The 23,382-nt window shown below is 40.7% G+C and carries 21 protein-coding genes and 1 pseudogene; 8 read left to right on the top strand and 14 right to left on the bottom strand.

Translation table 11 applies throughout. The features are described from left to right. The first annotated feature begins 97 nt into the window (after positions 1-97). A pseudogene (gene tnpA / locus ASL19_RS16485) lies at positions 98-500 on the top strand (IS200/IS605 family transposase). A 59-nt stretch (positions 501-559) separates the two neighbouring features. On the opposite strand, the gene ASL19_RS01875 reads toward tnpA, so the two are convergent. Then, positions 560-2,404 carry a CheR family methyltransferase gene (locus tag ASL19_RS01875; RefSeq protein WP_057177058.1) on the bottom strand — a complete coding sequence of 615 codons (1,845 nt, stop codon included), beginning with the start codon at positions 2,402-2,404 and terminating at the stop codon, positions 560-562. A gap of 132 nt (positions 2,405-2,536) precedes the next feature. On the opposite strand from ASL19_RS01875, the gene ASL19_RS01880 reads away from it, so the two are divergent. Together ASL19_RS01880 and ASL19_RS01885 are read left to right on the top strand one after the other, a co-directional pair. After that, positions 2,537-3,598 (top strand): AAA family ATPase, encoded by a 1,062-nt coding sequence (locus ASL19_RS01880; protein ID WP_006276812.1) that lies wholly within the window; start codon positions 2,537-2,539, stop codon positions 3,596-3,598. Between the two features lie 2 nt (positions 3,599-3,600). Beyond that, entirely contained in the window at positions 3,601-4,431 is an 831-nt protein-coding gene (locus ASL19_RS01885) for a DUF4435 domain-containing protein (protein ID WP_235528906.1), read from the top strand. 77 nt (positions 4,432-4,508) lie between these two features. Here the strand turns inward: ASL19_RS01885 and opcA are convergent, their stop codons facing one another. From opcA to pdhA, 5 genes are all read right to left on the bottom strand, one after another. After that, entirely contained in the window at positions 4,509-5,879 is a 1,371-nt protein-coding gene (opcA, locus tag ASL19_RS01890) for a glucose-6-phosphate dehydrogenase assembly protein OpcA (protein ID WP_057177059.1), read from the bottom strand. 32 nt (positions 5,880-5,911) lie between these two features. Further along, positions 5,912-7,441 carry a glucose-6-phosphate dehydrogenase gene (gene zwf / locus ASL19_RS01895; protein ID WP_057177060.1) on the bottom strand — a complete coding sequence of 510 codons (1,530 nt, stop codon included), beginning with the start codon at positions 7,439-7,441 and terminating at the stop codon, positions 5,912-5,914. Positions 7,442-7,647: 206 nt separating this feature from the next. Next, on the bottom strand, positions 7,648-8,697 hold the full coding sequence (gene fbp, locus ASL19_RS01900; RefSeq protein ID WP_006276816.1) for a class 1 fructose-bisphosphatase: 1,050 nt from the start codon (positions 8,695-8,697) through the stop codon (positions 7,648-7,650). 176 nt (positions 8,698-8,873) lie between these two features. Next, positions 8,874-9,986: a magnesium chelatase ATPase subunit I gene (gene bchI, locus ASL19_RS01905; protein ID WP_057177061.1), complete on the bottom strand. Its 1,113-nt coding sequence runs from the start codon at positions 9,984-9,986 to the stop codon at positions 8,874-8,876. Positions 9,987-10,119: 133 nt separating this feature from the next. Beyond that, positions 10,120-11,157: a pyruvate dehydrogenase (acetyl-transferring) E1 component subunit alpha gene (pdhA, locus tag ASL19_RS01910; protein ID WP_057177062.1), complete on the bottom strand. Its 1,038-nt coding sequence runs from the start codon at positions 11,155-11,157 to the stop codon at positions 10,120-10,122. Positions 11,158-11,286: 129 nt separating this feature from the next. Here pdhA and ASL19_RS01915 point away from each other — a divergent pair, with 129 nt between their 5' ends. Beyond that, complete coding sequence (locus ASL19_RS01915) at positions 11,287-12,312, top strand: glucokinase (RefSeq protein WP_057177063.1); 1,026 nt, start codon at positions 11,287-11,289, stop codon at positions 12,310-12,312. Between the two features lie 81 nt (positions 12,313-12,393). Here the strand turns inward: ASL19_RS01915 and ASL19_RS01920 are convergent, their stop codons facing one another. Beyond that, positions 12,394-13,791 carry a glycosyltransferase family 2 protein gene (locus tag ASL19_RS01920; RefSeq protein ID WP_057177064.1) on the bottom strand — a complete coding sequence of 466 codons (1,398 nt, stop codon included), beginning with the start codon at positions 13,789-13,791 and terminating at the stop codon, positions 12,394-12,396. 143 nt (positions 13,792-13,934) lie between these two features. Between ASL19_RS01920 and ASL19_RS01925 the strand changes: the two genes are divergently transcribed. The 3 genes from ASL19_RS01925 to ASL19_RS01935 all read left to right on the top strand — a co-directional run bounded on the left by ASL19_RS01925 (position 13,935) and on the right by ASL19_RS01935 (position 15,664). Then, positions 13,935-14,984, top strand: a complete 1,050-nt coding sequence (locus tag ASL19_RS01925; protein WP_057177065.1) for a 3-deoxy-7-phosphoheptulonate synthase — start codon at positions 13,935-13,937, stop codon at positions 14,982-14,984. A gap of 132 nt (positions 14,985-15,116) precedes the next feature. Continuing rightward, complete coding sequence (locus ASL19_RS01930; RefSeq protein ID WP_369814490.1) at positions 15,117-15,431, top strand: hypothetical protein; 315 nt, start codon at positions 15,117-15,119, stop codon at positions 15,429-15,431. Positions 15,432-15,439: 8 nt separating this feature from the next. Continuing rightward, on the top strand, positions 15,440-15,664 hold the full coding sequence (locus tag ASL19_RS01935) for a hypothetical protein (protein ID WP_006276824.1): 225 nt from the start codon (positions 15,440-15,442) through the stop codon (positions 15,662-15,664). A gap of 33 nt (positions 15,665-15,697) precedes the next feature. On the opposite strand, the gene secF is transcribed toward ASL19_RS01935, so the two are convergent. From secF to ASL19_RS01960, 5 genes are all read right to left on the bottom strand, one after another. After that, positions 15,698-16,654, bottom strand: a complete 957-nt coding sequence (gene secF / locus ASL19_RS01940; protein ID WP_006276825.1) for a protein translocase subunit SecF — start codon at positions 16,652-16,654, stop codon at positions 15,698-15,700. Continuing rightward, on the bottom strand, positions 16,651-18,057 hold the full coding sequence (secD, locus tag ASL19_RS01945; RefSeq protein ID WP_057177067.1) for a protein translocase subunit SecD: 1,407 nt from the start codon (positions 18,055-18,057) through the stop codon (positions 16,651-16,653). Before secD ends, secF begins: the two co-directional genes overlap by 4 nt. 121 nt (positions 18,058-18,178) lie before the next feature. Further along, a complete protein-coding gene (locus ASL19_RS01950; protein ID WP_006276827.1) occupies positions 18,179-19,162 on the bottom strand; it encodes an alpha-ketoacid dehydrogenase subunit beta in 984 nt (327 codons plus the stop codon). 118 nt (positions 19,163-19,280) lie between these two features. Further along, a complete protein-coding gene (locus ASL19_RS01955; protein WP_057177068.1) occupies positions 19,281-20,354 on the bottom strand; it encodes a D-alanine--D-alanine ligase family protein in 1,074 nt (357 codons plus the stop codon). Positions 20,355-20,404: 50 nt separating this feature from the next. After that, complete coding sequence (locus tag ASL19_RS01960) at positions 20,405-21,067, bottom strand: class I SAM-dependent methyltransferase (RefSeq protein ID WP_057177069.1); 663 nt, start codon at positions 21,065-21,067, stop codon at positions 20,405-20,407. Positions 21,068-21,259: 192 nt separating this feature from the next. Between ASL19_RS01960 and ASL19_RS01965 the strand changes: the two genes are divergently transcribed. After that, on the top strand, positions 21,260-22,198 hold the full coding sequence (locus ASL19_RS01965; RefSeq protein WP_057177070.1) for a phosphoribulokinase: 939 nt from the start codon (positions 21,260-21,262) through the stop codon (positions 22,196-22,198). On the opposite strand, the gene hypB is transcribed toward ASL19_RS01965, so the two are convergent. Together hypB and hypA are read right to left on the bottom strand one after the other, a co-directional pair. Then, positions 22,158-23,039 (bottom strand): hydrogenase nickel incorporation protein HypB, encoded by an 882-nt coding sequence (hypB, locus tag ASL19_RS01970; protein ID WP_057177071.1) that lies wholly within the window; start codon positions 23,037-23,039, stop codon positions 22,158-22,160. The genes ASL19_RS01965 and hypB overlap by 41 nt on opposite strands. Next, positions 23,030-23,371, bottom strand: a complete 342-nt coding sequence (hypA, locus tag ASL19_RS01975) for a hydrogenase maturation nickel metallochaperone HypA (protein WP_006276832.1) — start codon at positions 23,369-23,371, stop codon at positions 23,030-23,032. The genes hypB and hypA overlap by 10 nt, the downstream gene beginning before the upstream one ends. Positions 23,372-23,382 lie beyond the last annotated feature (11 nt).

Below are 23,382 nucleotides of genomic sequence, written 5' to 3' on the forward strand. Positions count from 1 at the left end.
TTGTTGGCATCCGTACATTGTTCGACCTTCAATGTTTGTTGATTTCAAAAGTATAGTTGAGATATGATTTACTTGTCAATAGCAGCCACAAAACAATATGAAGACAACACTGGAATACAGAATAGGAAATCACTCAAAAGGTAATGCAGTAGTGCATCTTATGTAGATACCTAAACGCCTTCGACAGATAATTTACGAACTAGCCAAAGAAAAAGACTGGGATATCCTCGCTCTTGAGGTTGCACCATGTTCATTTATTTGTAGAACATCAACCAGATGTTGCTATAAATCAAGTGGTTAAAGCTTTTAAAGGACGGTCATCTTGCTTGTTAAGACGAAAATTTCCTGAATTACTTAAACTTCCTAGCCTATGGACTAATAGTTATTTTTATTCCACTGCTGGACAGGTTTCAGCAGATGTTATTAAAAGGTATATTGAAGATCCGCATCACGGTTCAATATCAAGGCGAATAAATTCGCCGTTGGCACTTCCTGTCTAAAGCCAAGTGGCTTCCGTGCCGGCGATTTTCTTGTGAGGAAAAAATTTATCTCAATTATCTCAACCTTGAGAACCGGTCATAATTAAAACCACTCCCTCTATTTTTTTATCAATCAGAGGGGTTAGACCTACATAACACTCAATAATTTTACCTCGACGATTGGTAGATTCTACGCGCACTTCTTGGAAATCTGTCTTCCCCGAGAGAATATCTAAAATGGGCGATCGCAGTTCCTCTACGGGTAAACTAATATCCAGACTAAATAGAGATTTATTGATTACTTCATCATAACGCAGTCCCCATAAGTCTTCTACCAATTCGTTCCAGTTTAAAATGCTAAAGTTTTTGTCAATAACTACTATGCCTTTTTGTAAACTTTTGAGAATACAACTGATAAAAACATTGTTTCGGTTCAGTTCTAAGGTACGTTCGCTTAATTCGTGATTAATAGTTTGCAGCTCCTCATTGGCAGACTGCAACTCTTCATTCATAGTTTCTAGTTCTTGATTAGTGGATTGCAGTTCTTCATTAGTAGTTTCTAGCTCTTCATTGGTAGATTGCAGTTCCTCATTGGTTGTTTCTAATTCTTCATTAGTAGATTGTAGTTCTTCATTGGTTGTTTCCAAATCTTGACGGGAACGTTGTAATGCTTCCTGTAGCTCGACATAACGAGTAACGTCATTAAAAGCAATACTCACTCCCAATAGACTCAAATCATCCTCTTGCAACGGGGTAATTAACACATCGAAATACTGTTGTTCCGAATTGGGAACATAGCGTTCTATACTGTTTAAAGTAATGGGACGACGCTCATTATATGCTCGCTCAATTAAAGAACGCAATTCTATGGGACGATAGGAAAGCTCCAACTCATAAAACTGACGCTCTAAATCCATTTTTGACAAGCCAAACAAATTGCGAGCTGCTTCATTAATAATGATTAATAAACCATTGATATCAATCACTATTTCCGCTACAGGTGCTGACTCAAAAGCTAAATCTCGCAGACGAATGTTTTGAGATAACTGACGACTGGATTCATCATCTACCGAGTTGGCCATAACTAGCAGGCGATCGCGTATATTTGTTGATGATAACTTAGTAAATACTCTATTTTTTAGATCTACAGGCATAAACAAACTAGAATACATTAACAACATTTCTGCCTTTCCTAAAAACAGATAACCAGTATCATTCAAGGCGAAATGAAATCTAGCCATAATACGACCCTGGATCTCAGAATTGAAATACATTAATGTATTACGACATACTAATAAGTCTAAGCGAGAAATAGGGGCATCAATAAATAAATTGTGCCTGCCAAAAATCACAGAACGGCGTAAATCCTGACGAAAAATATAATTATTTCCCGTCAAATCAAAATACTTATCACGGAATTTTCTAGGTACGGATTCAACACTTTTAACAGGGAATAAAGCCTGTCGAGCCTGATTAAGGGCTTCTTCATCTATATCTGTAGCATAAATTTTTACTCGCTGACGAAAATCTTCTGCACCCAGATTTTCAGCCATCAGTATAGCTAGGGTATAAGCTTCTTCTCCGGAAGCACAACCAGCACACCATATACGAATTTGTTCATTCTTTTTTTTGCTTTTAATAATATTAGGGATCACTTGATTTCCCAGGTGATCCCACGCTGAAACATCCCGAAAAAAATCAGTTACATTGATTAAAATGGTATTAAACAGACTATGAAATTCTTCTGGATCAACTTCCAGATAGTCCATATAGTCTATAAAGTTGTCTATATTTAGTGCTTGAATGCGTTTAGTTACTCTCCGAACTAAGGTAGATCGTTTATAACCGGTAAAATCAAAACCTCGATTTTGTCTAATGTAAGTGAGCAACCTTTCAAAACAAGGATCTTTTTGTTCAAGATTCATGGAACTAATTATCAAATGTCCGAAATTTATTTATATCTCATCTCACATTCCGCTCAATATTATATTATGGCAAGAATTGTCTCAAATTTAAAGCCCTCCTGATAGGATGAGGTTTCAAACCTATAATTTCCCATGAAAATTCAATCCTTAGACCTAAGATCTTTTAAAAAATTTCGGTCTTCTACATTTGATTTCACAGATCCAGAAACCGGTTTGGCGCGAGATATTATTGTTCTTATAGGTATGAACGGTGCTGGAAAAACCAGTCTTTTACAGGTAATCGCTGCAACTGTAGGTACTGCAACTGGAAGATTAAAAAAACCATCCGATTTAGAATGGGCGGGATTTAACTATGAACTGCTGGGAAGTAGTTGGGGCACACTTGAACCTGATGTGACCATAGAGGTGCAGTTCTCATCCAGTGAACTTCAAGCTGTGCAGGATTTTCAACAGAAATTGCGCAAAATGGGGCATGATTTGCAGACCTCTGCTCAACAACAGCATATTGTTACACTTAGGTGGCGAAACGGGGGTGTTCAAGCAGATAGTGCAGCGCAATTATTTCAATTTAGAGGGCGAGAATATGCTAAACAACTACTCCGCGCTGAAGGGTTTTCAGTATTTGAAAGAGTGGGTACGATTCTTTGGTACACAGAACAGAGAACATCAACCAGTTTAACCACGGAAAACCCAGATCGTAAACTGGAAATTACTGAAGACCTGTTGCGAGATCGCCTTTCTAAGTGGCGACAATTCCATCAGGATGTAGAAATGCGTAAAATTACCAACTTACGTCCAGGACAGAAGGATTTATACGCAGAAATAGAACGTGCTTACAAAGCAGTATTTCCAGAACGCAGTTTTCAAGGTCCAGTTTCCCGGGAGAACGTGGATGATATATTAAGTGAACCATGGTTTTACTTATGTGACAGTAGAAATCAGTATGAAATTTCCGAGATGTCTGGTGGTGAACGTGCTATTTTTCCCATATTAATGGACTTTGCTAGTTGGAATATTCACAACTCTGTGATTTTAATTGATGAAATTGAATTACATTTACATCCTCCAATGCAACAAGCACTGCTTAGAGCTTTACCCAAGTTAGGTACAAACAATCAGTTTATTATTACAACTCACTCTGATTACGTGAAGCAGTTAATACCTGAAGCATATATTATAAGACTAGAGGTATAGTTGTGAGTATTGTTGGTGAAAAAATTATTTTTTGTGAAGGGAAGCAAAGTAGCTTAGATATTAGACTGCTTAATAGAGTTGTTGGGAACATCTTAACAAATAAGTCCACAATTGTTCCTGCTGGTAGTAAATTTACCCTTTCTGCTTTTGTTCAAGGTTATTTTTCCAGAGAGGAAGCAACAAATCAACAATACATCATTTTTCGTGACCGTGATTTTGATGCTAAACCTACTAGTAAGATTGAGTTGATACTACTTAACTCCATGTTGCTCACCCATCGTGCTTGTGTGGAAAATTATTTAATCAATGCTGACTTAATTCACAATTATTGGCACGCAAAACATCTGGAACAACGGGAAAACCCTATTTCTAAATGGGGACATAAAGATTCACCAGGGGTTGATGCGATTTCAGAATGGATTCAAGAAGCTGCAAAAACTCTCCAACACTATCAAACAGTAAGATGGGCTTTAGCTGAATTGTTGCAATCAAGTGCAGCTCGGCATCAACTCAAAACAACATGGACAGGTAGTAGTGGTAAACTGCCCTCATCACTAACTCTTCAAGACTGTAAGGTTCAAGCTGTATCATTAGTTAATCAGTTTCAACGAGAAGTTGAGAATATCACACCGGAAGTTTTTGAATACAGTTTAGCTGCATATCAAAAGCAGTTTGCCCAAGAGGAATTTTGGACACAGAAGCAATACTTGATTTGGTTTCATGGTAAAGATATTCAAAAAGCTATGCAACGCAAGAAAGCTGAATACATTGGTCTGGACAATTTTTTTGATTGGGCGTTGAATTACCTTGATATTAATCCGTACCCGATTTGATTGAATTACGCAATAGAATTAGCTCTCTTTAACCAGTATTTTCCCTATGGTTAATACTGGTTAGAAAACTAGTGTAACTAAAGCAACTTCATGGTTTTGGTAATTACCTGTAAACTTTCTTCAAACAAAGCTTCACGGCCCCAACGTTGCACTTGTTGACTTAATAAGAACTCTGGTTTTTGTTCTGCAAGGGAATTAACCTGTTGAAACAATCCAGCACTTTGAGCTCCACCCTGAGTTTCCATTCTCATACATCCACCAGTTTCCGTACAAATCACTGTACCACAATTAGCTTCAGTATTAGAGGAACTTAATCGTAGAGCAATTAAATCACCTACGATTTCGCCAATATCAGCAACTGGAACACCCGCCAACTCAGCTGCTATTTGTCTTTGATCCTTAGATACAAAAACAATATTGGTAATGTCATAGTCCCCCGATTCCTTCTGGTAAGAAACCGGTTCCCATTCTAAACGACTGGCTAACCAACCCAAAAATAATAGGGCTTGAGCGGGATTACCCTTTTCATAATCAATATTCACCCGATCAACTTGCCTTAAAGCTGCCCTACGTTGAGGCGCATCATAAGCTTCAGCGGTTAGTTCCTGCCATGCAGAAAGTCTCCGCCAATTTAAGTCAGCCAGTGGTACACCCGTATCTGCTAAATCCTGTAGAGTTAATAAATCCTTTTCAGGAGAATTAAAGTTACAGGAATCAACAATTACATTATTACAAACTGCTGCTAATCTCTTAAATAGAGGGTTTTGGGAGTCAGGAGTAGCTTTCCACCATAAAAACTTGGGCAATCCGCCAATTAATAAAGCTGGGATCATGCCACCAATTCGTTCCAGCGCCGTGGTAGTTCCCGTGAGAGTGATATATTCACAACAAACCAGGGTGCTGGAACTTTGTTTTTGAATGGGACAATAAGCAGAAACCTGTGCTTTTACCCCTTCATCTTCCCCTGCGATGGGACATAAAGTAATAATTCGACAAGGGTTACGCAAGGCGATTTCATCAGCAATGGTGGGACTGGTAGGACTGTGAGTATAACCCATGGCCGCACCATGACTGTCTCCGTGTTCTCCACTATGCTGAAGTTTGAAATATTCTTTCCGTAAGACACTAATGGTTTCTGATGTGGGAATACCAGTTTCCGACAGACCGTGTTTTTTCTGCACCTCTCGAATAGAAGTTTTGGTGTGAGGTCCCAAAATACCATCAATTGGACCAGTATAAAAACCAGTTGCTGCCAATAGATATTGGGTTTCTTCTGGCTCATACACCACTAAAGTAAACGTGGTAGCACGAATAGCTGCTGGTAAAGTTCCATTTTCACCCTGAATACCGTAACTTTGCCAAATCTGAGCCAGTTCATTTTCAATATCCGTCACGGAAATGTCTTTAGGTGCTTGCAGGGAATAAATTGTAGAAGTTTCAGTTACCATATTTTTGCACTTGTCTGTTTGGATCTGTGATTCTAGAGTCTGCGCCAACGACGACCATCTTGATTAATCAGTAATTCTGCTTCTGCTGGTTCCCAAGTACCTGCTTCGTATTGAGGCACGGTATCAGGATCTGATGGTAAGTCCCATACGGAAAGCGCAGGTGTTACTACACGCCAAGCTGCTTCCACTTCGTCTGAACGAGTAAATAGGGTTTGATCCCCCATCATACAGTCTAAAAAGAGTCGGTCATAAGCATCTGATGTGGCTTCTATACCAAAAGAACCGTAAGTGAAATCCATATCCACAGAACGAGTGCGGAAATCTCCACCAGGCATTTTTACATCAAAACGTAAGGAAATACCCTCATTGGGTTGGATCCGCATGGTTAAAATATTAGCATTTGCTTGCAAGGCCGCAGAAGGGAACATTCTGGAAGGAACTTCCCGAAAATGAATGGAAATTTCACTCACTTTTTTGGGCATCCTTTTACCAGTTCGCAGGTAAAAAGGTACTCCTTGCCATCTCCAGTTATCCACCACAAATTTCATGGCTACGTAAGTAGGTGTTGTTGAGTTAGGATCCACCCCCGGTTCCTCCCGGTAACCAGCAACTGGTTGTCCTTTCATCCACCCCCCACTATATTGTCCCCGAATAGCAGAACGGGATAAGTTATTAACATCAGCCAATCTAGTAGCTTGTAACACCTTTACTTTTTCCGTGCGAATACTATCCGCATCCATGGAATTAGGTGCTTCCATAGCTGTCAAACAATAAAGCTGCATTAGGTGATTTTGCAGCATATCCCGTAAGGCTCCGGACTTCTCGTAGTATCCTGCCCGATCTTCCACACCTACGGTTTCAGCAACGGTGATCTGCACATGATCCACAAATTGCCTATTCCACAGAGGTTCAAAGATAGCATTGGCAAATCGGAACACTAGTAAATTTTGAACAGTTTCCTTGCCCAAATAGTGGTCAATACGGTAGACCTGGTTTTCTTTACAAACCTTTTGTACTACTTGGTTCAGGCTTTGTGCTGATGCTAAATCCCTACCAAAGGGTTTTTCAATCACTAGACGGTGTTTGTATGGGTCTTCTAACATTCCCGCTCCCCCCAATTGCTTAATTGCTTCTGGGAAAAAATTGGGAGCAACCGAAAGGTAAAACATCCGATTCCCCCTTGTTCCCCGTTGGGGATCAAGTTCGGCAAGGAAATTTTTCAGTTTTTGATAACCTTCTGGATTGTCTATATCACCTGCACAGTAGAATAAACCTTGACAAAAGTCCTGCCAAAGCTCTCCTAATTCCACTTTAGGATGGGCTTCTCGCATACCTTTTTCCATCTGTTCCCGAAAATAGTTATGACTCCAGTCACGACGGGCCACACCCACAATGGTGGTTTCTGGGGGAATGCGTCTTTCTCGACGGAGTTTGAACAGAGCAGGAACAAGTTTACGCCAGGTTAAATCACCGGAAGCACCAAAAATCACAATAATTTGGGGTTCTGCCATCCCCTGTTGTTGTAACCCAACGCGCAAGGGATTTTCTAACAAACTGACCATAGGGATTTGAGGGTTGAGATTTTGTTGAGATTTTTAATTTGACATCAGGTAATTCTTAATGTAATGGTTACACCAACCAGATTTCCTGGCCGTACCCTTCCATTAACAATACCTATACTGGTGACAATATCTTGATTTTCTCTTTTAAAGAGTTCATACGGGACTGGAATAGTTTTAGATCCCTATCAACTTTCATATTTTCTAGGTTAGGAATTGGCAGCTTTCTGTCCTAAATCCTTCCCTAAAAATGACTCTACTTTGGCTACGTCGTCTTTACTACCGATAATTAGCGGTGTTCGTTGGTGTAATTTGGTTGGCACTAAGTCCAAGATGTCTATTTTTCCATTACTAGCACGACCTCCCGCTTGTTCTATCAGAAATGCTAAGGGTGCATTTTCATATAATAATCTTAACTTACCTTCTGGTTTTTGTAATGTCCCAGGATACAGAAATACACCACCTTGTACTAGTATCCGATGAATATCACTAACCATAGCCCCACTATAACGTGCTGTATAGCCTTCCGTGCGGTGAACGTAGCGAATATATTCCCTAAATGGTTCCTCCCATTGCCAAAAGTTGCCTTCGTTTACACTATATACAGGCCCATGTTGGGGAATTTTTACTTTTTCTTCTGTGAGAATAAACTCTCCTAAACTGGGATCTAAGGTGAAAAAATGTACCCCTTTACCTATACTATATACCAACATGGTACTGGGTCCGTATAGTATATATCCAGCTGCCAGTTGTTTTCTACCATGGTTTAAGAGGTCTTTTGCTTCACCGTCTAAGTCTGTTCCTTCCTGTTGTCGAATGGAAAAAATTGAACCCAAGCTCAAGTTGATGTCGGTGTTGGATGAACCATCAATGGGATCATATAATAGGGTGTAACGTCCAATTGGGCAGTTTTCTGGAATGTAATAGGGTTTTTCCATCTCTTCGGAAGCAAGACGACAAACTAGTCCACTTTGCTTGAATACGGATATAAATACTTCGTTGGCATAGATGTCCATTTTTTTGACGGTTTCACCTTGGATATTGGTTTCCCCCGTAAAACCTAAAACATCCTCCATTAATCCCGCACGGGTGAATCTACGAGCGATTAGTTTACCTGCTAAAGCAATCCGATTCATTAGGGCACTTAGGTCTTGGGCTTGGGAGTCAAAGCTTTCCATCTGTTGCAGAATATGACGAGACAGGGTTGTACAATCTCTGTCTAAGGTTTTATCTGTGGATGGTTCTGAATTTGCTTTCATTTGTGTCATTTCCTATAGCCTGCTTGGGAGTGTTGTTTGATCGCAATCTTCTTGTTTTGATGATCTCTCTTCCAATTCCATTCTTTATAGTTTTGATGCGCTACCTTTAACTCTCATTATAGTTTATAGCTCTAACCATCTGCAAGGGGACAAATTACACCCACAACCCTAACTCATCAACGAACTCCAGTTTTGGTGCCATTTTTGCCTGCTACATCCTCCGGTAGTTCCACGCCAAAAACACGAGCAAAAGCCTTTTCTACTTTATAGCCAGAATCAATAGACTCTAAAGGGTCTTTACGTAAACGATGACGTAGGCACAACGTAATGACTCGACGAATATCTTCAACTGTAACTTCCGTCCGTCCTTCAAATGCAGTTAAAGCCTTAGCTGCACGATTAGTCACAATGTCTCCCCTTAGCCCATCCACATCTAACTGTGAACAAACTTCGGAAATTTTGACTCGCATATCATAATCAATATTTACACTTGGCAATAGCTCCTGTGCACTGACAATTTGCTGCTGTAATAACTCTTGCTGAAATTGATAATTATCCAGAAATTGAGCCGGATTTTGATCAAATTCTGAGCGTTGTTCCACAATTTGCACCCGCAACGCAGGTTCTTTGACAGTGTGAATTTCTGCGTGCATCCCAAACCGGTCAAGTAGCTGGGGACGCAGTTCTCCTTCCTCTGGGTTTCCTGAACCAACCAACACAAATCGCGCTGGATGACGAATGGAAATGCCTTCCCGTTCCACCGTATTCCAACCACTAGCAGCAGAATCAAGCAGTACATCCACTAAGTGGTCATCTAATAGGTTGACTTCATCCACATAGAGAATACCCCTATTGGCTTTGGCTAATAAACCCGGTTCAAACGCTTTCACACCTTCGGATAAAGCTTTTTCAATGTCAATGGTACCACAAACTCGGTCTTCCGTTGCACCCAGTGGTAAATCCACCATTTGCACCTTTTTATGACCAATGGCAATTTCTAAACCTTCGGCTACTTGTTGACGTACTTCATCACTCATCAAGTCCGGATCGCTAGGATCACTGTTAAAGGGATCATTAGCCACTACAGGAATCTCTGGCAATAAATCCGCTAAAGCCCGAATTGTGGTAGATTTACCAGTACCGCGATCGCCCATAATCATTACGCCACCGATTTTGGGGTCAATTACGTTGAGCAATAGGGCTAGTTTCATTTCTTCCTGACCAACAATGGCGGCGAATGGGAAGACTACGCGGCGTGTACTTGTCTTAGATTGAGCAGTTGAAGTCACTAAAAATTACCTTAACAATATTTTTTTCGATTACAACTCCCTATTTTGCCATGTTTAGAGGCGATTGAGATCATTGAGGTCACAATATTTAGCCTCCCTGGTTTTGGAAACCAGGGAGGTACTCTCTACGCTTCTACTCGTCTTCAGCAAAAATGAAGCGATATAACTCACTAGAATCAGGCTCAGGACTCTCCTGGGCAAAACGGACTGCATCCTCAATTAAACTCTGTATTTTCTTCTCAATCTGTTTTAGATCTGATTCTACCGCTAAATTATGCTCCACTAAATAAGCACCTAACTTTTTAATGGGATCGCGAGAAAACCAAAACTCCTTTTCTTCTTTACTACGCAATTCATCAGGATCAGCTAGGGAGTGACCACGGAAACGATAGGTAAGGGCCTCAATTAAAGTTGGTCCTTCCCCCGCACGGGCTCTAGCTACTGCTTCTTGGGCAACTTGACGCACTGCTAAAACATCCATACCATCTACTTCTACTCCTACCATGTTAAACACACTGGCTTTTTTGTAAATTTCTGGATCCGAGGTTGCTCGTTCGTGCGCCATACCAATTGCCCATTTGTTATTTTCTACTACAAACAGAATTGGTAGTTTCCACAGTGCTGCCATATTTAGGGTCTCGAAAAATTGACCGTTGTTTGCAGCTCCATCACCAAAAAAACAAGCGGTTACTTGATCTGATCTTTCATCTCCTAATACTTCTCGACGGTATTTACTTTGAAAGGCTGCTCCAGATGCTACCGGAATACCTTCCGCCACAAAAGCATAACCACCCAATAACCGATGTTCAGCAGAAAACATGTGCATGGAACCACCACGCCCTTTGCTACATCCTGTGGCCTTACCAAACAATTCCGCCATTACTTCCCTAGCTGGCACACCTGCGCTCAAAGCATGTACGTGATCACGATAGGTACTGGAAACAAAGTCCTCACCAGGACGCATTGCACCCCTGATTATACCACTGGAAACTGCTTCCTGTCCATTATATAAATGGACAAACCCAAACATTTTTCCCCGATAGTACATTTCGGCGCATTTATCTTCAAAATAGCGTCCTAGTACCATATCCTCGTATAGTCCCAGCCCCTCTTCTCTAGTGATTTGGACTGTAGCGGTGTCAAATTTGGGTAACGTGCGTTCTTGAACCATTATTGTAAATTGTTCCTATCGTAAAAGATAATCTGCTATAAAACAGATGGTTGGTGAATTTTCCACTGACTCCTATTATATTGGCTGTATTACAGGAAAACTAACTAATAAATCACAAGAACATCACTTATGCAATTACTAGCTGGAGATATAGGTGGTACTGGAACTCGACTCAGATTAGTGGAGTTTTCCCCATCCCTGGGTTTACGCACCTTATATGAGGACAATTATCGTAGTGGAGATTTTGATGATTTAGTACCAATTGTAATTCGCTTTTTAGAGGCGGGACAAACTGCTACAGGAACTATATTTGCCCCGGAAAGAGCCTGTTTTGCGATCGCAGGTCCTGTGGTAAACAATAAGGTGAAGTTAACTAATCTCTCCTGGTTTTTGGAGGGGGAAAGACTGGCACAGGAACTGAATATACCCACAGTGTCTCTGATTAATGATTTTGCAGCTGTGGGTTATGGCATTTTAGGTTTACAAAGCCAGGATTTAATTACGCTACAAGATGTCCCACCCCAACCCGGTGCACCAATAGGAGTAATTGGAGCGGGGACAGGTTTAGGAGAAGCATTTTTAATTCAACAAGGTGAAAATTATCAGGTTTTTGCCACAGAGGGTGGTCATGGAGACTTTGCTCCCAGGAATGAATTAGAATTTAGACTATTACAATATATTCTCAATAAGTATGGGATTGCTCGCTCCTCCATAGAAAGGGTGGTTTCCGGGTTAGGGATAATTTCCATTTACCAGTTCCTCAGAGATACAACCCAAGAAGCGGAAAACCCAGAAATCGCTCAAGTTGTCAGAAACTGGGAAAACGGTCAGGGAGGATCTGATCCAGGAGCTGCTATTGGCACTGCAGCGCTCAATAACAGCGATCGCCTGTCCATAGAAACAATGAGAATATTTGTCAGTTGTTATGGTGCGGAAGCCCACAATTTTGCTTTAAAACTATTACCTTATGGAGGATTATATATTTCTGGTGGTATAGCTCCTAGAAATTTACCCCTGATGCAAAATGGCAACTTCCTGAAAAATTTTGTTGAGGGAGGTACCATGACCTCCCTACTCCAAAATATCCCCGTACACATAATTGTCAACGAACAGGTAGGATTAATAGGAGCTGCTCTGTTTGCATCCAGACTTTGAGGTTATGGTTTTTCGGGATGGAAGCCAAGGAACTACCGCTGAAGTAAATTCCTTCTCCACCAACCCTGTATGCAGGTTTTATTAATGTTGGGAACCAGTATGTACCGTCTTAACCCACTTGAGGCGTTTAGGACGTAGTGACACCCTAGCTGTAGTGCTACTCATAACCACTAACCAGTGCAACATATAAATGCTGCCACGAATAGTTTGTAAAAGTAGCATAAAATAATTAGAGTTTTTCTGATCTTGTCGAGTGCGCTTTAAACCAGAGAACATGCCAATAAAAGACATAGTGACAGATAAACTAGTAATAGGCGCTAATATAGGAGGACGATGACGAATCAGAGACATAAGTAAATCCGGTACTGCTGCTGTAGGTATAATATACATAATCAGCATAAAAATCAGTAAATCAACGGTTTTACCTGCTCTCATGCGACCTTTGAGGATGAGATCCCAGTAATCTAAATAACGCTGGTATCCACCCTCAGCCCAACGATTACGTTGATGCCAAAGGGCCACCACATTGGTCACACCCTCTTCCAGTACGGGTGGATAGAACATACATTCTATATCCCAACCAGTTAGATTTAAGCGAATGGTTAAATCCAAATCATCAGTGATGGTTTCCTCATTCCACCCACCACAACCATTGAGAGCTTCCCGACGCACAAACTGACCATTACCCCGCAATTCACCCAACCCACCAATAGCAGTGCGTTGTTGTTGGAACCAGGTGTCAAGAGCCATTTCCGCCATTTGTCCCTTAGTCCAAAAATTTTCCTTAGCATTGGCGATCGCCTTTCTAACTTGTACAGCACCGACCTTTTCTCGTTGAAAAGTGGGTATAACCTGTAACAATAAATCCGGACTAATTTGGGCATCAGCATCAAATACGGCAATAATTTCACCTTTAGTCATTGGTAAGACCTGGTTTAGCGCCCCAGATTTTCCACCGGTAGCATTAGCATCTCTACGAAAGACATTGAGTTGTTTGTAATCTTGCTGTAATTGTGCTAATATCTCAGAAGTTTTGTCTGTGCTGTGGTCATCAATAAGCCACACCTCATATTCGCCATGGGGATATTCCAGACTACAAAGATTGTGCACCAATCTAGCAATAACTGCCTGTTCGTTTTTAGCTGAGACTAAGACCGATACAGAGGGTAAATCTCCTTGTATTTGCTTATGGTGGTGGCGGGGTCTGACAAAAATGATTCTAAGAGCATGAACACCCAAGATAGTGGTCAGACCGAGAATAAAAGCAAAACCCCAGGAAACTAAATGTAAAGCAATAGTTCCCCCCCAAACCATGGTTAGGACCAGAATGGCCTTAGGTCTGCGTCCTTGAAAGCGGGAGCAAATATCCTTAATCCCATTTTTGGATTTCCCCTGGGCTGAAAGGTCAGATAGCAGGGAGTCTAGACCATCAGAATTTGCTGTATAGGAGTCCTGATCTGTCCAGGAATTCGCTGGCATAGTTATTTTGCTCGCAACACCGTTATTTATGTTAAGTTTACCAAATACTGGAGCAATTAGGGGAGGGATTGAAATTTTTGGCAAAAATGTGTACAGTGTTGGTCTACACCAAAAAGATGTGGCACCCATCCAGAGTTTGCATCATGATCAACAAATTAGTCAACACCAACATTAAGAGTTCCCACGTTTTACCAACTCCTAATCAAGTTAAAGAAAAACTACCTTTAACTAAATCCGCTGAGCACACGATTTTACAGTATAGAGAAGAACTAGAGAATATTTTAGATTTTCAAGACAGCAGAAAATTTATTGTAGTTGGCCCCTGTTCTATTCATGATCCAGAAGCTGCTATAGAATATGCAGAAAAGTTAAAACTCCTAGCACATAAAGTCCATGATAAATTGCTATTAATCATGCGGGTTTACTTTGAAAAGCCCAGAACCACTATTGGATGGAAGGGACTAATTAATGATCCGGACATGGATGATTCGTTCAAAGTAGAAAAGGGAATTTTAATTGCTCGTAGTTTGCTATTAAAACTAGCAGAATTAGGACTACCCACAGCAACAGAAGCATTAGATCCAATTATTCCGCAATATATTAGCGAACTAGTGAGTTGGTCAGCAATTGGAGCAAGAACCACAGAATCACAGACCCACCGAGAAATGGCCAGTGGTCTTTCTATGCCAGTAGGTTTTAAAAATGGCACAGACGGCAATATTAATGTGGCCTTGAATGCTCTCAAATCTGCCCAAAGCACTCACCATTTTTTAGGTATTAATCAAAAAGGACAGGTCAGTGTATTTGAAACCCGAGGCAATTCCCATGGTCATGTAATTTTGCGAGGGGGTACTAAACCCAACTATGATCCACAAAATGTGAGATTGGTAGAAGAACAGTTGAAAACAGCAGGTTTACCATCAAGAATCGTTATTGATTGTAGTCATGGTAATACCAATAAAGACTATAGATTGCAACCTCGGGTCTTAGAAAGTGCAATTGGGCAAATAGTTGATGGGAATACCTCTATTGTGGGTATGATGCTGGAATCAAATTTATATGAAGGTAATCAGCCAATCAACGGTAACCGGGAGGGTTTAAAGTATGGTGTCTCCGTAACTGATCAATGTATTAGTTGGGAGGAAACAGAAAAAATTATTTTGGCTGCTCATGCTCAACTGGGAGGAAATTAACGAATCCTACATTCCTCAAAGCACTAAAAGTTTTTAATTACCAAAAATATTCCCGAGAATATGCGATTCTGCATAATAATATTGCGATCGCCTAAGTAGGGAGGCACAATTATTTGTAGGATGGGTTGAAGTATGAAACCTATCCTACGTTCATCTTATCTTGCTATAGCTATATCATCACAAGGAGGAAACATGATAAACGATGCGGGAGTTAGAGTATTTATATCTAGCCTAAATACGGATATCAATTGGGCAACAATCTCCACCTGGTTAGTGATTGCTGTTATTTTATCTATGGTTGGTGGTGCCCTGGGGGGAATGATGATTGCAGGTAAAGATTTAGGTTTTAAATTCGCAGCCATAATTGGCAGTTTGTTCGCACCTGCTGGGGTAATTCCCACTTTGATATTAGGATTACTACTATTAAACTTTCTGGGTAATTATTAGGAGTAAATATGTTAGAATTAGGGTGGTTTTCGCTCAAACTGTTGTTCAAGGGGAAATTATTTCGCGATCCCCTATACTTTACCCGTCAAACTATCATTGCTTCCAGTTTCGGTGTGGGATTATTAGTCCTATTAGCACAGACTTCAATTCCCCTATGTATTCCTATTACCATTAGCAGCTTAACTACTGGTATGATAATGCCTTTTCTGTTAAAAGATTTCCGGATGAAATGATTTCTGGGGGGATAATAATTCCCCCGGGTAACCCTAAGTTTCTATTTCGGTGTAGGTTTGAACGCTGCTCCTTTCTCTCCACAGAGTTAAAAGGGTACTGGCAATAAAAATGCTAGAATACACACCCGCCCCAAAACCAATAATCAAGGCCAGGGAAAAATACTTCAATGTTTCTCCACCAAATATAAAAATAGCCACCAATGATAACATGGTAGTTAGAGTGGTATTTATTGACCTACTTAATGTCTGATCCACTGCGTCATCAACAATCCTATCAATGGGTATGTGAGGACTGGTTTTTATATTCTCCCTAATCCGGTCATAAATTACAACCGTATCGTTAACAGAAAATCCCGTAATCGTCAGCAATGCTACGATAAATAAACTATCTACCTCTATACCAAAAACTAAACCAAAAATGGAAAATATGCCCACTGTAATCAAAATATCATGTAACAGCGCAATTATGGCAAAAACTGCGTAGTCCCATTGGAATCTCACAGCTAGGTAAATTGTAATCCCAATAAAAGAAACTATTAAAGCAATAATTCCAGACCTAAACAGTTCTCTCCCCAGGGTTGGACCTACATCATCAATTTGGTTTTTCTGTGGGTCGAAAACACCAACTTTTTGGCTTAGGGCACTTTGTAATTTAACACGCTGATCCGTATCTAAGTTTTTTGTTCTAATGGTGATGCCATTTTGTTCGCCATTATCAGAAATTAACTGTATGCTACTTTCCCCTAAACCTTGTTCTTTGGCAACTTCTCGCACCACGTTAATATCTATAGGTTGGTTGCAATTACCTGGTTGTTTACAATCCCGGACCAATTGTAACCGTGTACCACCAATGAAATCTAATCCGGGACGCAAAGGAGCTTTAATCGTGGGTATTTGCCAAGAAATCACCATGGATATGATCCCACTAATAATAATTACTGATGAAAAAACCCACCAGATATTTCGCCATTTGTTAACATGTAATCTCATTTAATTATCTCCGTCCTATCTGCTAATTTGGGACAATACAAAGCCGGTTTCCGCCAAGATGGAAAGGATATGGCTAAAAACATAAGAGTGCGACTACAGGTAATGGCGGTAAACATGCTAACCCCAACCCCCAATGCTAAAGTGAGAGCAAATCCTTTCACCAATCCGGAACCTAACCAAAATAAGGCTGCACAAGCAATCCAGGTGGTAACATTGCTATCTAAAATGCTGGAAAATGCTCGGTAAAAACCAGATTCGACAGATCTATAAAGAGTTTTACCAGATCTTAACTCCTCTCGTGTACGCTCAAAAATTAGTACATTAGCATCTACTGCCATACCAATACTCAGGATAAACCCTGCTATACCGGGTAGGGTAAGGGTAACTCCTAACAAAGAGAATGTGGCCCAGGTTAAAATGGCGTAAATGATTAGGGAGATATCAGCAATTAATCCTGGTAGTCTATAGTATAAAACCATAAAGACTAAAACCAGAGCTAACCCTCCAATACCAGCATAGATACTACTTTGAATACTATCTTGACCTAGGGTAGCACCTACTGTCCTTCTTTCGGCAATTTCCACCGGTACGGGTAAGGCTCCCCCTCTTAACTGCACACCTAGATTATTTGCTTCTTCCGCTTGAAATCTTCCGGTTATAATTGCTGACCCACCAGTGATGCCAGTGGCTGCAAACTCTACTCCTACACTAGGAGAGCTAATTAACTCATTGTCCAAAAAAATACCAATCCCTCGTCCAGTCCCCGCCAATTGTTTGGTCAACTCGGCAAATAGGGCCCCACCTTCATTGTCAAAGCGCAGGGCCACGTTCCAATTGTTTCCTTGGGTAGGCTCTCCATAAGCATCTTTTAGGTATTTACCTGTTAGGGGTGGATCCGTGCTGGCAAATAACTCCGCGATCGCCTGATAGTTTTTCTTTAATTCCGCTTGGTTTGCAGCAATGGCGTTTTCATCTTTGCCCTTTCTTAAAGTTTCTTGTTTACTTTTTATATCCAGTTGAGATACTCTTAAACTCTGTAATAAAGTTTCCGTATCTGGCTTTTGTAGACGAAACTCTAATTGTGCTGTACCACCGAGTACCTTTTCTGCTTGTTGTGGGTCATTTACCCCGGGTAACTGGACGAGAATCTTATCTTTGCCCACGGTTTGAATGATCGGTTCAGAAACTCCTAAACCATTAATTCTCCCTTCTACAACTTTTTTAACTGCTTCCAGCTCCCTGTCTGTAATCTCTTTGATTTGCTCTGTTGGTTTCACCTGAATTGTTAACTGAGAACCCCCTTGCAGGTCTAATCCCAAGGGCACTGGAATTTTAACAATTACTGCTATTGCTGCAATAAGTAAAATTATGATTAAGGCTAATACGGATCTGTATTTTTGCATAGGGATCTAAAATTAATTTACATTAATAAAAAAGATAAGGAAGATTGAGTATCTTTGGCATTTGCTGATACTCAATCTTAGCGGTTTATAACCCGAAAATTAAGCCCCGAAAATTAAGCTATTAAACCCGCAAAGCAACCATTTTTTCCACTGCTTCCACCACCTGTTCTGGTTGGACAATGGTTAACCTTTCTAAGTTACCGTTGTAAGGTGTGGGAATATCTTGGGAAGAGAGACGCAATACAGGTGCATCCAGTTCATCAAACAATCTGTCATTGATAGAGGCGGTTAGTTCTGCTCCAATTCCTCCCGTCCTCATACACTCTTCCACCACTATCACCCGGTGAGTTTTGCGAATTGATGCACCAATGGTATCAAAGTCAAGAGGCTTCAAAGAAATTAAATCAATAACTTCTGGATCATATCCCTGTTTCTCCAAAGTTTTCACCGCTTGCATTACATGATAGCGCATCCGTGAATATGTGAGAATAGTTACATCTTTTCCTTTACGAACTATCTCCGCTTTATCTAGGGGGAGGATGTATTCTTCCCTAGGCAAATCTTCTTTTAAGTTGTAAAGCAAAACGTGTTCAAAAAATAACACTGGATTATCATCCCGGATTGCTGCTTTTAATAGACCCTTAGCGTTATAGGGTGTGGAGCAAGCAACAATTTTTAAGCCTGGAACTGCTTGGAAGTAGGCTTCCAGTCTTTGGGAGTGTTCTGCTCCTAATTGTCTACCCACTCCACCTGGACCACGAATAACCATGGGGATTTTAAAGTTACCACCGGATGTGTACCGTAACATTCCCGCATTGTTGGAAATTTGGTTGAATGCTAGGAGCAAAAAGCCCATGTTCATACCTTCGATTATAGGTCTTAATCCCGTCATAGCTGCACCTACAGCTAATCCGGTAAAGCTATTTTCAGCGATGGGGGTATCCAAGACTCGCAGATCACCATACTTTTTACACAGGTCTTTGGTAACTTTATAGGAACCGCCGTAGTGTCCCACGTCCTCGCCTAGTACAAACACGCTAGGATCGCGGGACATTTCTTCGTCAATTGCTTCCCGCAGAGCGTTGAAAAATAGTGTTTCTGCCATTAGACCTTTATCAAAATTTATTCCTTTCAAATTCTATCGCGCCTCCGTCTATAATAACGTCGGCGATTGCACTATTGATTTGTAATCATGGTCAATCTCCGATTGTATCCTCAATCCATCAATTTGTCAATCGGTCTGAGGTTGGTTGGCGTTCAATTGCTAGTTGAATCAATTGGTCAACTAGTTGGGGAAAGCTAATTCCGGTATTTGCCCAAAGTTGGGGATACATGCTTGTGGATGTAAATCCTGGCAAGGTGTTAATTTCGTTGATTAATATTTCTCCGGTGGACTCCACATAGAAGAAATCTACCCTGGCTAAACCAGCAGCATCAACTGCTGCAAAGGCTTTTAGAGACATTTCTTGAATTTGTTCAACTACTGTTTGTGATAGAGGTGCGGGTATTAACAGGTCAGCTTTTCCCTGGGTGTATTTGGTTTCATAATCGTAAAAATCACTATTAAAACTGATTTCACCAACCACAGAGGCTTGGGGATGGTCATTACCCAAAACTGCGCATTCTACTTCTCTAGCAACTACTCCAGCTTCAACTATAATTCGTCTATCATAGGTAGCAGCATTATCTAGAGCCGTTTCTAGTTCTTGACGTGAGCGTACTTTAGCGATACCTACGGATGAACCTAGGTTAGCTGGTTTAACAAAGCAAGGATAACCCAATGTGGTCTCAATTTGGTCGCACAGTTTAGGAAACACACAGGGATTTGACCAAATTTGCGCTCTAGTAACGGTTTGGTATTGGACTTGGGGTAGACCAGCTTGGGCAAAGGCTGTTTTCATAGCAATTTTATCCATTCCCATGGCTGATCCCAAAACTCCAGACCCCACAAAAGGCACTTGCATCAAGGTGAGTAATCCCTGAATAGTTCCATCCTCTCCATTGGGTCCGTGCAATATGGGAAACCACAAATCAATTTGGGGAGATTTCTGAGGAAATTGCCATAAATTGACCGTGGTAAGGGTATTTTCTTGGGCTGAACCCGATTCTAAGACTTTTCTAGCTATTTCCTCCCCTTGCCATACCCCGTCCTTTTGAATGTAAAATGGATACACCTCATATTTTTGGCTATTCTCTCCCGTAGTCAAGGCCTTGGCAATTGCTCCTGCTGAAACTATGGAAACTTCATGTTCTCCAGAACGTCCACCAAATAATAACCCCACCCTCAGTTTTGACATTTTCTTTTCCTCAAGAATCTCTCAAGGTGATAGATTAACATATTGATTTGTTAATTTTTTCTCGCCAGTGTTAATCCATCTGCTATGGGGACTAGACTTAGGGTGATTCTTGAGTCTTGGTGTACTTTTTGATTAAATGCACGAATTTTGCTGGTTTGGTTGTCTTGTATTTCTGGATCTGCTACTCTTCCTGACCAAAGCACATTGTCTACCGCAATTAATCCACCAGGTCTAATTAATTCTAGCGATCGCTCATAATAATTTTCATAGTTCGCCTTGTCTGCATCTATAAAGGCAAAATCAAAGGTTCCTGCTTCCCCTGCTACTAATAGTTTATCTAGAGTTTCTAATGCTGGAGCTAGTTGTAGGTCAATTTTATCTGCGACTCCCGCCCTTTGCCAGTATATTCGAGCCATACTAGTGTACTCTTCGCTGATATCACAGGCAATGATTTTGCCATCATCAGGTAAAGACAAAGCTACTACCAGGGAACTGTAACCTGTGAATACTCCTATATCCAAAGTCTTTTTTGCTCCTAAGATTTTAATTAGCAGTGCCATAAATTGTCCCTGCTCTGGGGAGATCTGCATTATGGACATTGGCAGCTTGGCAGTTTCTTGACGTAATTCGCTGAGAATTTCCACTTCGCGCAGGGAATTTCTCAGGAGGTAATTATATAAATCCGTTCCTAAACCCAAGGTTTGCTTTATCATGGTATGGTGTGAGAGCGATTTTTGACCATTATATCTTTTGTTCACTGGGAGCGGAATATGTTGAGAAATGTTGCGGTGATGCAAAAAATTGATCTTGGTTCCCAGGTTTAAACTTATAATCTAAAAAATGTTCTTGGAGAGCCAGGTGTTATTATGTGATATCATCAGCGGTTTGTATTTAAGGGGGTAAAGATGAGTCGTCCAATTATTCTCGGTATTGTCGGTGATAGCGCTGCAGGAAAAACTACCCTCACTAAGGGTATAGCCCAGGTGCTAGGACCAGAAAATGTAACTCTCATCTGTACTGATGATTATCACCGGTATGACCGTCAGCAAAGGGCAGAAACTGGCATTACTGCTCTCCATCCAGACTGTAACCATCTGGACATTATGCAACAACATTTGGCTCTTTTACGCACGGGTCAACCTATTCTCAAACCAGTCTATAGTCATAAAACAGGAACCTTTGAACCACCTCAATACATTAAACCCAATAAGTTTGTCATTATTGAAGGGTTACTGGGCTATTCTACCCGTGCTGCACGTGACGCTTATGATGTCAAAGTCTATCTAGCTCCTCCAGAATCTCTACGAGCTGATTGGAAGATTAAAAGGGATACCCAAAAGCGGGGTTATACCAAAGAACAAGTGTTAGCAGAATTAGAAAAGCGGGAACCAGATTCAGAACAGTTTATTCGTCCTCAACGTCAATGGTCTGATATTGTAGTTACCTTCTATCCCCCCAATGACAATGAAACAGAAAATGGTGGACATCTTAATGTCCGGTTAATCTTGCGCCCTACTATTCCCCATCCTGATTTTACTCAAATTCTTCATCCAGATAATGATGACTCAGAATCACCTGTGCGTTTGGGACTGGATAGGGATATGGGTAAACCAGTTGACGTGTTAGAAGTTGATGGACACGCAACTTTAGAACAGGTTAATAAAATAGAGCATGTTATGTGTAATGATATGCCCTATCTTAGAAATGTGTGCGATCGCGAAATTAATCCTGAACTGGGTAAGATTGCTGGCACAACTGGGGAAACTTTGCAAAGTTATCCATTGGCAATAACACAATTGATAGTTACCTATCACATGTTGAAGGCGACCCAAGGGCATTCTTAAAGGAAGGAGCGAGGGTGTGATGAGACAAAAAGCCATACCAATCATCTAAGCCTGCACCAGTGGTAGCAGAAACTTGATAAACCCGAATGTGGGGATTAACCTTTTTCGCATAGTCAATACATTTTTCCACATCAAACTGTAAATAGGGCAATAAATCTATTTTAGTCAGGATCATAACATCACTGAGACGAAAGATGTGGGGGTATTTCATGGGTTTATCTTCCCCTTCTGTAACCGAGAGAATAACAACTTTAGTCTGCTCCCCCAGGTCAAATAATGCGGGACAGACTAAATTGCCCACATTCTCTATCATCAATACAGAATCCAAGGGAGGTTGAAGTTCCTGTATTCCCCTTTCTATCATAGCTGCATCTAAATGACAACCTGTACCCGTATTTATTTGTATTACCTTGCAACCTGTGGATTGAATTTTTTGTGCATCGTTAGTGGTTTCCTGATCTCCTTCGATCACACTAATATTTAACTTGTGTTTTAAGTCATTAATTGTGCGAGTTAACAGAGTAGTTTTACCTGCACCTGGAGAACTCATCAGGTTGAGAGCTAGGATATTTCGCCCTTTAAACCACCCTCTATTTTGAGCAGCTATTAAATTATTTTTGCCTAGAATTTCCTGTTCTAGTGATATGGTTGTGTGGTGAATTTTAGCATGAATATTTGCTGGAGATTGGTCATGTTGGTGATGATGTTCATGAATATGGGAATGGCTAATTAGGGTTCCATCAGCTAGGGTATGGGTATGATAATCCCCATTTACAGGAGGGGTATTCATATTAGTAATTCTGGCTTCTTGATTGCTATCACATCCGCAGGTTACACACATAATTCCTCCACTTCTATTTCCTTAATTTTTAATTCCTGACCTGTAATTAAATCCAACTGTACACTACCACAGGGACAGATTCCAAAAGGTTTATCTACCGTAAATGTGACACCACATTGTTGACATCTGGCCATTCCAGGGATCTCTATAATTTCTAATTTTGCTCCTTCAACTATTGTACCCTGGGCACAGATATCGAAACAGAATTCTATCGCATCTGGCATTATGGCAGATAATTTACCTATTTCCAACGTCACCCGCTTAACTCGATGCTTGTGGGCATTTTCGCTGACCAGGGCAATAATGTTACGAGTTATTCCCAATTCGTGCATATTTTATATAT

It is taken from the genome of Cylindrospermopsis sp. CR12 (genome assembly GCF_001432185.1).
Taxonomy (GTDB): Bacteria; Cyanobacteriota; Cyanobacteriia; order Cyanobacteriales; family Nostocaceae; genus Raphidiopsis; species Raphidiopsis raciborskii.